Source organism: Kineosporia sp. A_224 (assembly GCF_002198655.1).
GTDB lineage: Bacteria > Actinomycetota > Actinomycetes > Actinomycetales > Kineosporiaceae > R-H-3.
In genome coordinates, this window is the sequence record NZ_MWLN01000072.1 from 1 (window position 1) to 13691 (window position 13691).

14 protein-coding genes, 2 tRNA genes and 1 pseudogene are annotated in these 13691 nt (G+C 74.7%); 5 read left to right on the forward strand and 12 right to left on the reverse strand.

The features are described from left to right. Nucleotides 1-7: 7 nt before the first annotated feature. Nucleotides 8-1120: a PLP-dependent aspartate aminotransferase family protein gene (locus tag EDJALFJO_RS05990; protein WP_088283225.1), complete on the forward strand. Its 1113-nt coding sequence runs from the start codon at nucleotides 8-10 to the stop codon at nucleotides 1118-1120. A gap of 6 nt (nucleotides 1121-1126) precedes the next feature. Here the strand turns inward: EDJALFJO_RS05990 and EDJALFJO_RS05995 are convergent, their stop codons facing one another. Next, a complete protein-coding gene (locus tag EDJALFJO_RS05995) occupies nucleotides 1127-2155 on the reverse strand; it encodes an NAD(P)H-dependent glycerol-3-phosphate dehydrogenase (RefSeq protein WP_088283201.1) in 1029 nt (342 codons plus the stop codon). After that, nucleotides 2152-2922 (reverse strand): 1-acyl-sn-glycerol-3-phosphate acyltransferase, encoded by a 771-nt coding sequence (locus tag EDJALFJO_RS06000; RefSeq protein ID WP_198950047.1) that lies wholly within the window; start codon nucleotides 2920-2922, stop codon nucleotides 2152-2154. Before EDJALFJO_RS06000 ends, EDJALFJO_RS05995 begins: the two co-directional genes overlap by 4 nt. 85 nt (nucleotides 2923-3007) lie before the next feature. Between EDJALFJO_RS06000 and cofC the strand changes: the two genes are divergently transcribed. Next, nucleotides 3008-3646 carry a 2-phospho-L-lactate guanylyltransferase gene (cofC, locus tag EDJALFJO_RS06005; protein WP_088283205.1) on the forward strand — a complete coding sequence of 213 codons (639 nt, stop codon included), beginning with the start codon at nucleotides 3008-3010 and terminating at the stop codon, nucleotides 3644-3646. Between the two features lie 84 nt (nucleotides 3647-3730). Further along, entirely contained in the window at nucleotides 3731-3964 is a 234-nt protein-coding gene (locus EDJALFJO_RS06010) for a hypothetical protein (RefSeq protein WP_088283207.1), read from the forward strand. A gap of 79 nt (nucleotides 3965-4043) precedes the next feature. Here the strand turns inward: EDJALFJO_RS06010 and murA are convergent, their stop codons facing one another. From murA to leuC, 5 genes are all read right to left on the reverse strand, one after another. Further along, a complete protein-coding gene (murA, locus tag EDJALFJO_RS06015; RefSeq protein ID WP_088283209.1) occupies nucleotides 4044-5387 on the reverse strand; it encodes a UDP-N-acetylglucosamine 1-carboxyvinyltransferase in 1344 nt (447 codons plus the stop codon). A 162-nt stretch (nucleotides 5388-5549) separates the two neighbouring features. Continuing rightward, complete coding sequence (locus EDJALFJO_RS36295) at nucleotides 5550-6302, reverse strand: HU family DNA-binding protein (protein WP_088283211.1); 753 nt, start codon at nucleotides 6300-6302, stop codon at nucleotides 5550-5552. Nucleotides 6303-6441: 139 nt separating this feature from the next. Beyond that, a complete protein-coding gene (locus EDJALFJO_RS06025) occupies nucleotides 6442-6684 on the reverse strand; it encodes a hypothetical protein (RefSeq protein ID WP_143448321.1) in 243 nt (80 codons plus the stop codon). Between the two features lie 398 nt (nucleotides 6685-7082). Beyond that, nucleotides 7083-7679: a 3-isopropylmalate dehydratase small subunit gene (gene leuD / locus EDJALFJO_RS06030; protein WP_088283215.1), complete on the reverse strand. Its 597-nt coding sequence runs from the start codon at nucleotides 7677-7679 to the stop codon at nucleotides 7083-7085. 31 nt (nucleotides 7680-7710) lie between these two features. Next, nucleotides 7711-9153 (reverse strand): 3-isopropylmalate dehydratase large subunit, encoded by a 1443-nt coding sequence (gene leuC, locus EDJALFJO_RS06035; RefSeq protein WP_088283217.1) that lies wholly within the window; start codon nucleotides 9151-9153, stop codon nucleotides 7711-7713. 151 nt (nucleotides 9154-9304) lie between these two features. Here leuC and EDJALFJO_RS06040 point away from each other — a divergent pair, with 151 nt between their 5' ends. Then, nucleotides 9305-10024, forward strand: a complete 720-nt coding sequence (locus tag EDJALFJO_RS06040; RefSeq protein ID WP_088319488.1) for an IclR family transcriptional regulator — start codon at nucleotides 9305-9307, stop codon at nucleotides 10022-10024. Between the two features lie 87 nt (nucleotides 10025-10111). Here EDJALFJO_RS06040 and EDJALFJO_RS06045 read toward each other — a convergent pair whose 3' ends face one another. Further along, nucleotides 10112-10627 carry a DUF4188 domain-containing protein gene (locus EDJALFJO_RS06045; protein WP_198950048.1) on the reverse strand — a complete coding sequence of 172 codons (516 nt, stop codon included), beginning with the start codon at nucleotides 10625-10627 and terminating at the stop codon, nucleotides 10112-10114. A 76-nt stretch (nucleotides 10628-10703) separates the two neighbouring features. Between EDJALFJO_RS06045 and EDJALFJO_RS06050 the strand changes: the two genes are divergently transcribed. Beyond that, complete coding sequence (locus tag EDJALFJO_RS06050) at nucleotides 10704-11312, forward strand: MerR family transcriptional regulator (protein ID WP_158220305.1); 609 nt, start codon at nucleotides 10704-10706, stop codon at nucleotides 11310-11312. 80 nt (nucleotides 11313-11392) lie between these two features. Here EDJALFJO_RS06050 and EDJALFJO_RS06055 read toward each other — a convergent pair. From EDJALFJO_RS06055 to EDJALFJO_RS36300, 4 genes and pseudogenes are all read right to left on the reverse strand, one after another. Further along, a tRNA-Glu gene (locus tag EDJALFJO_RS06055) sits at nucleotides 11393-11465 on the reverse strand. A gap of 95 nt (nucleotides 11466-11560) precedes the next feature. Further along, nucleotides 11561-11632, reverse strand: a tRNA-Gln gene (locus EDJALFJO_RS06060). 42 nt (nucleotides 11633-11674) lie between these two features. Continuing rightward, nucleotides 11675-12451 carry an HAD family hydrolase gene (locus EDJALFJO_RS06065; protein ID WP_088283221.1) on the reverse strand — a complete coding sequence of 259 codons (777 nt, stop codon included), beginning with the start codon at nucleotides 12449-12451 and terminating at the stop codon, nucleotides 11675-11677. Between the two features lie 90 nt (nucleotides 12452-12541). Continuing rightward, a pseudogene (locus EDJALFJO_RS36300) lies at nucleotides 12542-13661 on the reverse strand (lysostaphin resistance A-like protein); the annotation flags it as partial. Between the last annotated feature and the right edge of the window lie 30 nt (nucleotides 13662-13691).

The following is a 13691-nucleotide window of genomic DNA, read 5'->3' on the forward strand; positions in this document are numbered from 1 at the left end:
GCCCGCGCTGTCCCCCGCCACCCTCGCCGTCTGCGCCGGCCGCCCGGAGAAGGTCCCCGGCGCCCCGGTCAACACCCCGGTCGTGCTGTCGTCGACGTACGTCGCGGCGCCCCCCGGCGGCGCGCCGGGGCCGGTGTACGGCCGGTTCACCAACGAGACGTGGACGGCGTTCGAGACCGCCCTGGGAGCGCTCGAGGGCGGCGACGCGCTGGTCTACGCCTCGGGGATGGCGGCCATCGGCTCCGCGCTCGCCCTGCTGCCCGAGGGCGGCCGGCTCGTCGTCCCGCGCAACCCGTACTCGGGGACCATGATCGCCGTCGACGCGCTCGCCGCGGCCGGCCGCGCGAAGGTCGAGACGGTCGACCTCGCGGACACCGACGCCGTGGTCGCCGCCCTCGACGGCGCCGACGTGCTGTGGGTCGAGACGCCGTCGAACCCGCTCGTCGAGGTCGCCGACCTGCCGGCGCTCGTCGCGGCCGCCCACGCGCGCGGCGTCCTCGTCGTCGCGGACAACACGTTCGCGACGCCCCTCGTGCTGCGCCCGCTCGACCACGGGGTGGACGTCGTCGTCCACTCGGTGACGAAGTACCTCGCGGGCCACTCCGACGTCGTCCTCGGCGCCGCCGTGACCCGTCGGGCGGACCTGCTCGCCCGGCTCACGACGGACCGCACCGTGCGCGGCGCGATCGCCGGGCCGTTCGAGGCCTACCTCGCGACCCGCGGGATCCGCACCCTCGCGCTGCGGGTCGAGCGCGCCCAGACGAACGCCGTCGTCCTCGCGCAGCGGCTCGCCGCGCACCCGAAGGTGTCGCGGGTCCGGCACCCGTCGCTGCCCGACGACCCCGGCCACGCCCGCGCCGCCGCCCAGATGCAGGGCTTCGGCGCGATCGTCTCGGTCGAGGTCCACGGCGGCGGGGACGCCGCCGAGCGGTTCGCCGGCGCCGTCCGGCTCTGGCTGCACGCGACGAGCCTCGGCGGCGTCGAGTCCTCCCTCGAGCGCCGCCGCCGCTGGCCCGCCGAGGCGCTCACCGTGCCGGAGGGCCTCGTCCGGCTGTCGGTCGGGATCGAGGACGTCGAGGACCTGTGGGCCGACCTGGCCCAGGCCCTCGAAGCCCTCTGAGACCCCCTACGCGAGCTCGAACTTGCGCGGCCGCCCGAGCAGGCGGGCCGCCATCTCCGCGACCGGCAGCCCCTCGTGGACGGCCGCGACGACCTGCTCGGCGATCGGCATGTCGACGCCGTGCGCCCGGGCCAGCTCGAGGATCGACCGGCAGGACTTCACGCCCTCGGCGGTCTGGCTCGTCCGGGCGACGACCTCGGCCACCGACAGCCCACGGCCCATCTCGACGCCGAACGTCCGGTTCCGGGACAGCGGTGACGCGCACGTCGCGACGAGGTCGCCGAGCCCCGCGAGCCCGGCCATCGTCGCGGGGTCGGCGCCGAGCGCGTGCCCGAGCCGGGTCGTCTCCGCGAGACCGCGAGTGATGAGCGAGGCCTTCGTGTTGTCCCCGAAGCCCATCCCCTCGGAGATCCCGACGGCCAGCGCGATGACGTTCTTCACCGCTCCCCCGAGCTCGACGCCGACGACGTCGGTCTGGGTGTACGGGCGGAAGTAGGGCGCCGAGCAGGCCGCAGCGACCCGGTCGGCGACGGCGAGGTCCTCGCACGCGACGACGGTCGCGGTCGGCTGCCGGGCGGCGATCTCCTTGGCGAGGTTCGGCCCCGAGACGACGACGACCCGCTCCGGGCCGACCTGCGCCGTCTGCGCGACGACCTCGCTCATCCGCAGCATCGTGCCTAGCTCGACGCCCTTCATGAGGCTCACGAGGACGGCGCCGGGCGCCAGATGGGGCAGCCAGCCCTCGAGGTTGCCGCGCAGCGTCTGCGACGGCACCGCGAGGACGACGATCCCGGCGCCGTCGAGGGCCTGCGCGGCGTCCGTCGTGGCCGTCATCGTCGTGGGCAGCGGGACGTCGCCGAGGTAGGCGCTGTTGCGGTGCCGCTGCGACACCTCCTCGCAGACCTCGGGGCGGCGGCCCCACATCGAGACCTGCGCCCCGGCGTCCGCGAGGACGATGCCGAAGGTCGTCCCCCAGGAGCCGGTCCCCATGACGGCGACCTTCGCCGTGCCCGTCGTCCGCGCGGTGCCTGTCATCCGGCCTCCCGTCCGTCGGTCGCGTCGCGGCCGTCCCGGGTCGGGTCGCCGATGCGCGGCTGGTCGTGCTCACGGGGGTCCCACCGGCGCTCCGGTGGCTGCTCCCCGCGCAGGCGGCCGAGGAGCAGGGCGACCGCGTCCAGGATCGTGTCAGTCGCAGCCTTCAGTGTCACGGCGTCGAGCGGCAGGCCCGCGTACGCGGACAGGTCCACGGGCGGTCCCGCGAGCACGTGGACGGTCGTGCGCGGCAGCAGCCGGGGCCTGCGCGCGTACGGCCACATGATCTCCTGCGGCCCCCACTGCGCGACCGGGACGACGGGGCAGCCGGTCGTCAGCGCGATCCGGGCGGCGCCGGTCTTGCCGACCATCGGCCACAGGTCGGGGTCACGGGTCAGGGTCGCCTCCGGGTAGACGACGACGCAGTCGCCCTCCTCCACGGCCGCCACCGCCGCGGACAGCGCCCTGCCGGCGTCGGCGCTCTCCCGGTACACGGGGATCTGCTGGGCCGCGGTGACGATCCGGCCGAGCACGGGGATCCGGAACACCGCCTCCTTGCCGAGGAAGCGCGGCGGGATCCCGTTGTCGTAGAGGAAGTGCGCCAGCGTCAGCGGGTCGGCGTAGCTGAGGTGGTTGGACGCCACGACGAAGCCGCCGTCGCGCCGCAGGTGCTCGGCGCCCTGCCAGTCCCGCCGGGTGAAGGCCAGCAGGGGCGGCTTGGCGATCGCTGCGGCGAGCCGGTAGGCGGGGGCGTAGCGACGGGCGGTCACGCGTCCTCCGGGGCGGGGGCGGGGTCGGCGCTCATCCTCTCCCCCGGCTCGTCGGGTGTCGAGCCACCGGTGCGAGGATCGGACCATGAGTCCCCGCCGGCGTCGCTGGACGGTGGTCGTCCCCCTCAAGGGCGGCCCCGGCGCCAAGTCCCGCCTCGGCGGCCCGCCCGGCCTGGCGGCGGCGCTCGCCCTGGACACCCTGGAGGCCGTCGTCGGCGCCCCAGGCGTCCGGTCGGTCGTCGTCGTGACGTCGGACGACGGGACGGCGGCCCACGCGCAGCTGCTCGGCGCCCGGGTGGTCGGGGAGTCCGCGCCGGGGTCCGGGCTGCTCTCCGCCGTCAAGGACGGGCTCGCCGCGGCGCCCGACGAGCACGTCGCCGTCCTCCTCGGCGACCTGCCCGCGCTGCGCCCGGCCGATCTCGGCGACGCGCTCGAGGCCTGCCGCCGGGCGCTGAGGGACGCCCCGTGCGCGCTCGTGCCGGACGCCGACGGCACGGGCAGCGTGCTCCTCGCGGGCCGCCGGCCCGGCGACCTCGACCCGGCGTTCGGGCCGGGCTCGGCCGCCGAGCACGTGCGCCGGGGCGCCGTCCGGCTGGACCTGGACCTGCCCCGGCTGCGGCGCGACGTCGACACGGCGGCCGACCTCGGCGCGGTCCTCGCCCTGGGCGCCGGCCCGCGGACGCGGGCGTGCACCCACGACGTCCCGACCCACGCCCGCCCCTGAGCCGCCCACACGCTCCCAGCGGCCCCGCAGCGGCCCCGCGACCGCGCCCTGACCCGCCGGGCCCGGCTGCCCTACCCTGGGCCCGTGCAGGCCACCGTCGCGCGTTTCGACGCGAAGTCCGTCTCCGGGGACGTCGTCACGGACGACGGCTACGTGCTGCCGTTCGGCCCCGAGGCCTTCGGCACGAGCGGCCTGCGCCACGTGCGGCCCGGGCAGCGGCTCACGGTGGCCGTCGAGGGCACCGGCGCGGACTGCGTCGTCGTCACGATGCGCCTGGAGACGGTCGGCGTCGTCCCGACCCGCCGCTCCCTCCCCTGACCCAAGCCCACCCCCCTCGCAGTTACTAGCGCGTATGACCCATCTATCGGGTCATACGCGCTAGTAACTGCGTCAGGGGTCAGACGGCGGCGGGAACGGGGACGGCGGCCGGGGTGCGCTCGTAGTTGGCGCCGAGCGCGTCGAGCTTGGCCTGGAAGTGCTCGTAGCCACGGTCGATGAGGCCGATCCCGCGCACGTTCGAGGTGCCCTCGGCGGCGAGCGCGGCGATGAGGTGGCTGAACCCGCCGCGCAGGTCGGGCACCGTGATGTCGGCGGCGTGCAGCTTCGTGGGGCCGGAGATGACCGCGGAGTGCATGAAGTTGCGCTGCCCGAAGCGGCACGGCAGGCCGCCGAGGCACTCCCGGTAGAGCTGGATCTGGGCGCCCATGTCGCGCAGCGCGTCGGTGAACCCGAACCGGTTCTCGTAGACCGTCTCGTGGACGATCGACACCCCGGTCGCCTGGGTGAGCGCCACGACGAGCGGCTGCTGCCAGTCGGTCATGAAGCCCGGATGGACGGCGGTCTCGAGGACGAGCGAGTTCAGCTCGCCGCCGGGGTGGCTGAACCGGATGCCGTCGTCGCCGACGTCGAGCAGCCCGCCGACCTTCCGGAAGACGTTGAGGAACGTCATCATCTCGAGCTGGCGGGCCCCGAGGACGGTGATCTCCCCGCGCGTGGCGAGGGCCGCGCAGGCCCACGACGCGGCCTCGATCCGGTCCGGCAGGGCACGGTGCGTGAAGCCGCCGAGCCGGTCGACGCCCTCGATCCGGATGACCCGGTCGGTGTCGACGCTGATGATCGCGCCCATCTTCTGCAGCACCGCGATGAGGTCCATGATCTCGGGCTCGATCGCGGCGTTCCGCAGCTCGGTGACCCCCTCGGCGCGGACGGCGGTGAGCAGCACCTGCTCCGTCGTGCCGACGCTCGGGTACGGCAGGTCGACCTTCGTGCCCTGGAGCCGCCGCGGCGCGCTGAGCCGGATGCCCGCGGCCTGCTTCTCGACGACGGCGCCGAACTGGCGCAGGACGTCGAGGTGGTAGTTGATCGGCCGGTCGCCGATGCGGCAGCCCCCGAGGTCGGGGATGAACGCCTCACCGAGCCGGTGGAGCAGCGGCCCGCAGAAGAGGATCGGGATGCGGCTGGACCCGGCGTGGGCGTCGATGTCGGCGACGTGGGCCATCTCGACGTCTGTCGGGTCGAGGAGCAGGTCGCCGTCGAACTCCTCGGCGACCGTCACCCCGTGGAGCTCGAGAAGTCCGGTCACGACCCCGACGTCACGGATGTCCGGGACGTTCCGCAGGCGCGACGGCTCCTCCCCGAGCAGGGCCGCGACCATCGCCTTCGAGACGAAGTTCTTGGCCCCGCGCACGGTGATGGTGCCGCGCAGGGGGGTGCCTCCGTGGACCGTGAGGACGTCATGCATGCAGTCATCCTGACGCACGCGGCGGGCCACCCAGAAATCCGGGTGACCCGCCGCGTGGCGTTCCGGTGGTGCCTTGACGGTTCCTTGACGGTCCCGTCGCCGTACGACGTGGTGCCGACGGACCGGTGGTTCCGTGGTCCGGTGGTGCTGACGGTCGGAGCGTCAGGCCTTCTTGGCCGGCGTGCGCTTGACGGCCGTCTTCGCGGGGGCCTTCGCCGCCGTCTTCGCCGGGGCCTTGGCCGCGGTCTTGGCGGGCGCCTTCGCGACCGTCTTCGCCGGGGCCTTGGCCGCCGTCTTCGCGGGGGCCTTGGCCGCCGCGCGGGCCGGAGCCTTCGCGACCGTCTTCGCCGGGGCCTTGGCCGCCGCGCGGGCCGGGGCCTTCGCGACCGTCTTCGCGACCGTCTTCGCCGGGGCCTTGGCCGCCGCGCGGGCCGGGGCCTTCGCCACCGTCTTCGCGGGGGCCTTGGCCGCCGTCTTCGCCGGTGCCTTGACCGCGGTCTTGGCGGGCGCCTTCGCGACCGTCTTCGCCGGGGCCTTCGTGGCCGCGGCGCGGGCCGGGGCCTTCGCCACCGTCTTCGCCGCGCCGGCGGCGCGCGTGGTCGCGGTCTTCGCCGCGGCGGCGACCGCCTTCGGCACCGACTTCGGGTCGGCGACGTAGCCCTTGAACGCCGTGCCCGGCTTGAAGCGCGGGACCGACGTCTTCTTGATCTTCACCGTCTCGCCCGTGCGCGGGTTGCGCCCGGTCCGCGGACCGCGGATCGCCTTCTCGAACGAGCCGAAGCCGGAGATCGCGACCTTCTCGCCCTTGGCGACGGTCCGCTGGATGGTGTCGACGATCGCCTCGAGCGCGTCGGTCGCAACCTTCTTGCTCCCCAGCCGCCCCTCGAGGGCCGCGACGAGCTCTGCCTTGTTCACTGATGTCCTCCGGTGCACATGGTCGAGCCGGTGCTCGACATCGCGTACGAAGGTATGACCGAGCGCGTCCGCAGTCCAATATCAACGCTGCGCTTCAGCCTGTGTCGCAACGCTTCGCAGGGGCCCCGCGGGGAGCCGTTCAGCCCGTCCGGGACAGCAGCGACCGGGCGTCGAGGACGACCCTGCCGACGAGGTCGACGGCCCGGTCGACATCCCGGTCGGCGTCCTTGACGGCATGTCTCGCGGCCCGGCTCACCGCCGCCAGGTCGGCCGTCCGGACCCCCGCCGCGTCGGCCTCCTCGAGGCAGACCTGGGTCTGCCGGAGCAGGTCGGCGAGCTCCCCCCACTGGCCGGGGAACCGCTGGAAATCGTTGCTGCACAAGGCGAACCCCTCCGTCCTCGAGCGGGCTCCGTGATCCGCCCGCACCTCCCCCGAGGCCATGGTGACCTACCGTGCGACGTCCGCCGCCCGCGGCGCGCCGTCGGCGCGGCACCCGGATCCGGCTGGGGCACAAGGGCTGCCGGGCCGCTCGGCGGGCGCCGCGACGACGACGTCCGGCGCGGCCCCCCGACCGGCCGGTGCACGGTCGGCGGCGGGGTCCGCAGGAGACCGTGCGGACGACCCCCGGAGGGTACGAAAAAAAGTTTGGCGACACGCCGGAAACGGCAGTGCCGGCACCCCGGAAGGGGTGCCGACACCGGCCGTTGCACTGCGCGAAGGGTTCTCGCGCGGGTCCCGCGGACCCGCCGGGACGACGGCGCGCGGCGTCGTCCGAACGCTCAGGCGACGGGCTGGGTCCGCGGCAGCCAGGCCGGCCGGGACGCCTCGAACGCGTCGACGGCGTCGCCGTGCTGGAGGGTGAGACCGATGTCGTCCAGGCCTTCCATGAGCCGCCAACGGGTGTAGTCGTCGACGTCGAACCCGAACGACAGCGCGCCGCACGTGACGGTCCGGGTGCCGAGGTCGACGCTCACCTCGGTGCCGGGCGCCGCCTCGAGCGCCCCCCACAGCGCCTCGATGTCCGCCTGCGGCAGGACCGCGGTGAGCAGCCCCTGCTTGCCGCTGTTGCCGCGGAAGATGTCGGCGAAGCGCGAGGAGAGCACGGCCTTGAAGCCGTAGTCCTTGAGCGCCCAGACGGCGTGCTCGCGCGACGAGCCCGTGCCGAAGTCCGGCCCGGCGACGAGGACCGAGCCGCCGGCGAAGCCCTCCTGGTTGAGGACGAACGCGGGGTCGTTGCGCCAGGCCGAGAACAGCCCGTCCTCGAACCCGGTACGGGTCACCCGCTTGAGGTACACCGCGGGGATGATCTGGTCGGTGTCGACGTTGGACCGCTTGAGCGGCACCCCGACGCCGGTGTGGGTCGTGAACTTCTCCATGACGTGTCGGCTCTCCGGTTCTCGGTGGCGGTCAGGCGGTGGCGGTCGACGACGACGCGGACGACGTCGCGGGCGCGAGGTCGGCCGGGCTCGACAACGTGCCACGGACGGCGGTCGCGGCGGCGACGAGCGGCGACACGAGGTGCGTGCGCCCGCCCTTGCCCTGACGGCCCTCGAAGTTGCGGTTCGACGTCGAGGCGCTGCGCTCCCCCGGGGCGAGCTGGTCGGGGTTCATGCCCAGGCACATCGAGCAGCCGGCCTGGCGCCACTCCGCACCGAAGTCGGTGAAGACCTTGTCGAGCCCCTCCGCCTCGGCCTGCAGCCGCACGCGCGCCGAACCGGGGACGACGAGCACCCGCACCGAGTCCGCCTTCGCGCGGCCCTGGACGACGGACGCCGCGGCCCGCAGGTCCTCGATGCGGCCGTTGGTGCACGAGCCGATGAAGACGGTGTCGACGGCGACCTCGCGCAGCGGCGTGCCGGGCGTGAGGGCCATGTACTCCAGCGCCCGCTGCGCCGCGACGCGCTCGTTCTCGTCGGTCATCGCCGCCGGGTCCGGTACGGACGCCGACAGCGGCAGCCCCTGGCCGGGGTTGGTGCCCCACGTGACGAACGGCTCGATGTCCGCGGCACTCAGCACGACCTCGGCGTCGAAGACCGCGTCGTCGTCGGTGCGCAGGGTCGACCAGTACTCGACCGCGGCGTCCCAGTCGGCACCCTTCGGCGCGTGCGGGCGGCCCTCGAGGTAGGCGAACGTCTTCTCGTCGGGCGCGATCATCCCGGCGCGGGCGCCGGCCTCGATCGACATGTTGCAGATGGTCATCCGGCCCTCGACGGACAGGTCCCGGACCGCCTCGCCGCGGTACTCCAGGACGTAGCCCTGGCCGCCGCCGGTGCCGATCCGCGCGATGACCGCGAGGATGACGTCCTTGGCCGTCGACCCCTCGGGCAGCGGGCCCTCGATGGTGATGGCCATGGTCTTGAAGGGCTTGAGCGGCAGGGTCTGCGTGGCGAGGACGTGCTCGACCTCGCTCGTGCCGATGCCGAACGCCAGCGCGCCGAACGCCCCGTGCGTCGAGGTGTGCGAGTCGCCGCACACGACCGTCATTCCGGGCTGGGTGAGCCCGAGCTGCGGGCCGACGACGTGGACGATGCCCTGCTCGACGTCGCCGAGGGAGTGGATCCGGACGCCGAACTCGGCGCAGTTCCTGCGCAGCGTCTCGATCTGCGTGCGCGACACCGGGTCCGCGATCGGCTTGTCGATGTCGACCGTCGGGGTGTTGTGGTCCTCGGTCGCGATGGTGAGGTCGGTGCGGCGCACGCGTCGCCCGGCCAGGCGCAGGCCGTCGAAGGCCTGCGGGCTCGTCACCTCGTGCACGAGGTGGAGGTCGATGTAGAGCAGGTCGGGCTCGCCGTTCTCGCCACGGCGGACGGTGTGTGCGTCCCAGACCTTCTCGGCCAGCGTGCGTCCCACGGGTGGACCTCTCCTCGACGACGACTACGTCGCGATGCGAATCGTTCTGGCGGGTTGTCCTGCGATTGTCCTGCGATTGTCGTGCGGCTGCTCCGCAGCGGTGTCGCGGGGTCGACTTGCGTCTCACGCTCTGAGACGTCAGTATCGACTCGTGGACAAGAGTAGCGGAGTCGGCGTCCTCGACAAGGCGGCGGTCGTCCTCGGCGCCCTCGAGGCCGGCCCGGCGACCCTCGCACAGCTCGTCGCCGCGACGGGGCTGGCGCGCCCGACGGCGCACCGGCTGGCCGTGGCGCTGGAGCACCACCGGCTCGTCGGGCGGGACATGCAGGGCCGGTTCATCCTCGGCCCGCGCCTGGCCGAGCTCGCCTCGGCCGCCGGCGAGGACCGGCTGCTCGCAGCAGCCGGCCCGGTGCTGACGGCACTGCGCGACCACACGGGCGAGTCCGCCCAGCTCTACCGGCGGCAGGGCGACATGCGGATCTGCGTCGCCGCGGCCGAGCGCCCCGTCGGGCTGCGCGACTCGATCCCGGTCGGCTCCGCACTGACGATGCTCGCCGGCTCGGCCGCGCAGATCCTGCTCGCCTGGGAGGAGCCGGACCGGCTCCACCGCGGCCTGCAGGGCGCCCGGTTCACCGCGACGACACTGTCCGCCGTCCGCCGCCGGGGCTGGGCGCAGAGCATCGGCGAGCGCGAGCCGGGCGTCGCCTCGGTCTCCGCACCGGTGCGCGGCCCCTCGGGCCGGGTCGTCGCCGCGGTGTCGATCTCCGGCCCGGTCGAGCGCTTCACCCGCCAGCCCGGCCGGGTGCACGCCGCGGCCGTCGTCCAGTCCGCGAACCGGCTCACCGAGGTCCTGCGCCGCAACCCGCAGTAGACCCGCAGCAGGCCGGCCCGCAGCAGGCCGGACGGGCGCCCGCCCCCCGCAGGCCGGGCGCCCGTCCGGACGTTCGTGGCGGCGCGGTCAGTCCGCCTGCTGCACGCCCTGCTGCACCGCCTCGGGGCGGCCGAGGCGCCCGGACGCCGACTCCCGCCGGCCGGACGCCGCCGACGTCCCGAACGCCGCCCCGAGGCCGCGCGCCGGCATGTCGACGTAGAGCGACTCGTGGCCGCCCTTCGGGACGACGTACGTCTCGTGCCAGATCCCCACGGCACCGCGCGAGGTGCGCACGGCCCGGTTGAACGCCGTCCAGGCCGGGCGGTGCTCGTGCTCGGCGGCCTTCGCGTAGGCGAGCAGGCTCTCCGCGTCGCGCCAGTACTGGATGACCGTGACGGTCCGCGGCCCCTGGAGCGCGGAGGAGAAGCCGAGCAGCCCGAGCGAGGGGTCCATGGACAGCTCGCGGAGCATCCTCGGCATCGCCGTGAAGGCCGGCCACCACTGCCGGACGGCCCGGAACCGGTTGATGCGCATCCCGATGAGGAACACGACGACGTCGCCGTCGTGGTCGTGCGTCACGCGCCCGGGGGTGATGGCGGGCATGGGCGGACCTCCGATTGGATAGCACTGCTCCCCAATATTGGATAGTGCTACTCTCCAACTGTCAAGGAGGTGGTCGGTGAGGATCTCCGAGCTCGCCCGGGAGACCGGCGTCCCGCTCGCGACGGTGAAGTTCTACCTGCGCGAGGGGCTGGTCCCGGCCGGCCGCGCGACGTCCGCGACCCAGGCCGAGTACGACGCGACCCACGTGCGCAGGCTGCGGCTCGTGCGGGCGCTCGTCGAGATCGGCGGGCTGCCGCTCGCCGCGGTCCGCGACGTCCTCGTCGCGGTCGACGCCGGGCCCGACCTGAGCATGACCGCGATCGGAACGGCGCACGCGGCCCTGCCGCCCTGCCCCCCGCCGGGCACGGGCACCGAGCGCGCCCTCGCGGTCGTCGAGTCGTTCGGGTGGTCGGGGGCCGGCCAGACGAACGCCCTGGGGCGGCTGCAGGCCGCCCTGGAGGCGATGGACGCCGTCGGGCTGGCGCCGGACCCGGACCGGCTGCGGACGTACGCGGACGCCGCCCTGACGGTCGCCGCGGCGGACGTCAGCGATGTGCCCGCCGGGCCGGTCGCGGACGTCGTCGAGTACATCGTCGTGGGGACGGTCCTCTACGAGCCGCTCCTGCTCGCGCTGCGCCGGATCGCGCAGCAGCACCTGTTCGTCACGCGACGCCCGGAGGGCTGAGCGGGAGGGGAGAGCAGGCGCGCGGTTCCCCCGCCCGGGAACGCGAAAGGCCCCCGGCTGCTGCCGGGGGCCTTCTCGCGTAGCCCCGACGGGATTCGAACCCGCGCTACCGCCTTGAGAGGGCGGCGTGCTAGGCCACTACACAACGGGGCCCTAGCTGTTCCGTGCTGCAACCCGCCGTTCCGCCGGGAGGCGGCCCTGCGGGGCGTTGCCCATCCTAGCCTCTCGGCGAGGAGGGACGAGTCGCGCTGGGGTACCAGGACTCGAACCTAGACTAACTGAACCAGAATCAGTCGTGCTGCCAATTACACCATACCCCATGGGGGTATCCCGGCTGTGACGCCGTGACCCGAGGGAGCACTCTACCGGCCCGGCAGCCCGGCTCCAAAACGGCTTCCCGGCGCGCCGTCCCCGGGTGCCGGGACGGGCCCGACGCCGAGCAGCGCGGGCACCTCGGCGAGCGAGCGCGCGACGGGCACGTCCCCCGGGTCCGCGCCCGTGCCGTGGGCGTCGAACCAGATCCCGAGCAGCCCGGCGTCCCGGGCGCCACGGGCGTCGACGTCCACCTCGTCGCCGAGGTAGGCCGTCCGCGCCGGCTCGCTGCCCAGGCGCCGGCACGCGAGGTGGAACAGCTCGGGGTCCGGCTTGCCGCGGCCGAGGTCGTCCATCGAGCCGAGCACGGCGAGCCGGCCCAGGCCGACGGCGTCGAGCTTGGCCCGCTGGTAGCCGCCCTCCATGTTCGTCAGCGCCCCGTAGGGCAGCCCGGCGGCGTCGAGGGCGTCCACGAGGGCGACGGCGTCCGGCCGGGCCGCCCACGCGGCACGGAAGGCCGCCTCGTAGCCCTCCTCCCACCGCGCGAAGGCCTCGTCGTCGAGGACGGGCCCGCCGAACGTCGCGTGCAGGTCGGTCCCGCGCAGCCGGCGCTGCCCGGAGAACGTCGTCTCGCCCCGGGTGTACGCGCGGTAGTGCCCGCGCGGGTCCCGCGCCCAGTGCAGGACGGCGTCCTCGCGGCGGGCGTCGTCGAGGTGCGGCATCCAGCGCCCGACGACGTGGTGCATCGCGGCGCGGAAGGACCCGCGGGTGTCGACGAGCGTGTCGTCGATGTCGAGCAGGACGGCGTCGACGCGGCGCTCAGCCATCGGTGCCACGCCCCGGGGGCGGCGGCTGGGGCGGCCAGGCCTGCTGCTGCGGCGGCCACGCCTGCGCGGAGGGCGGCGGCCAGGACGGGNGCAGGGCCGGCCGCCGCAGCAGCAGGCGTGGCCACCCCGGCTGGGGCCAGGTCTGCGGCTGCGGGGGCGGCCACGCCTGCGCGGAGGGCGGCGGCCAGGACGGGTGCTGCGGCGGCGCCCCGGCCTGCTGGGCCAGCGCCGCGTACGGCCCCCAGGGCCCGGCCGCGACGGGGACCGCGCCCGGGTACCCGGCCGGTGCGCCCGGCTGGAGCGCCGGGTCGTGCAACCGCTGCAGCCCGCGCCGTTTGGCGCGCCAGGAGACGAAGACCGCGAAGAGCGACATGAGCACGATGTCGAGGACGGCGGCGAGCGGCGGGTAGTCGGTCGCGGTGACGCTCTCGGCGAGCGTCCCGGTGACGAGCGCGGCACCGATCGCGTAGAGGTTGTTCACCGAGTGCAGCGCGATGCCCGCCTCGAGACCGCCGGTGCGCCACACGAGGAAGGACGCCGTCGCGCCGAACCAGAACCGGTCGGCGAACAGCCACGGCGACTGGCTGCCGTGCGCGAACGCGAAGAGGGTCGCGGTGACCAGGCCCGCGACCAGCGCGGAGACCCACGCCCGGGCGAACCACGAGCCGATCGCCTGGGTGAGCAGCCCGCGGAAGGCGTACTCCTCCCCCGCCGCCTGCAGCGGCTGGGTGAGGAGCACGATGACGACGAACACCCAGAAGTGCGCCTGGGGCTTCCACTCGAAGCTGTCGCCGGCCGCCAGCCCGATCCCCGCGAGGGTCGCGACGTAGACGACGGACCAGCCGGCGCACTCGAGCAGCCACGTCCAGCGCACGCCCGGCCGCACCGAGGCGAGCCAGCGCGGCCGCCAGCGGTGCACGAGCCAGACGACGCCCATCGCGGTCGGGATGAGCCCCGCCAGCGAGAGGTTGTTCAGCAGGAAGCCCGCCGGCTCGCTGAAGAACGCCTCGTCGTCGATGAGGTCCGCCGCAGCCTCGAAGGAGCCCTTCGTCACGGCCAGGTAGACCAGCGCCAGCACCGAGCTGCCGAGGATGACGAGGAACGCCACGACCGCGCCGAGGCTGATGCTCGCGAGCGGCCGCCACCACCGGTGCCGCGGGCCGCGCAGCAGCTGGGCGTACTCCCGCGGGCGCAGCGCCTCCGCGGGCATCCGCGGCGGCGGCCCGGGCGCCCAGGCCGC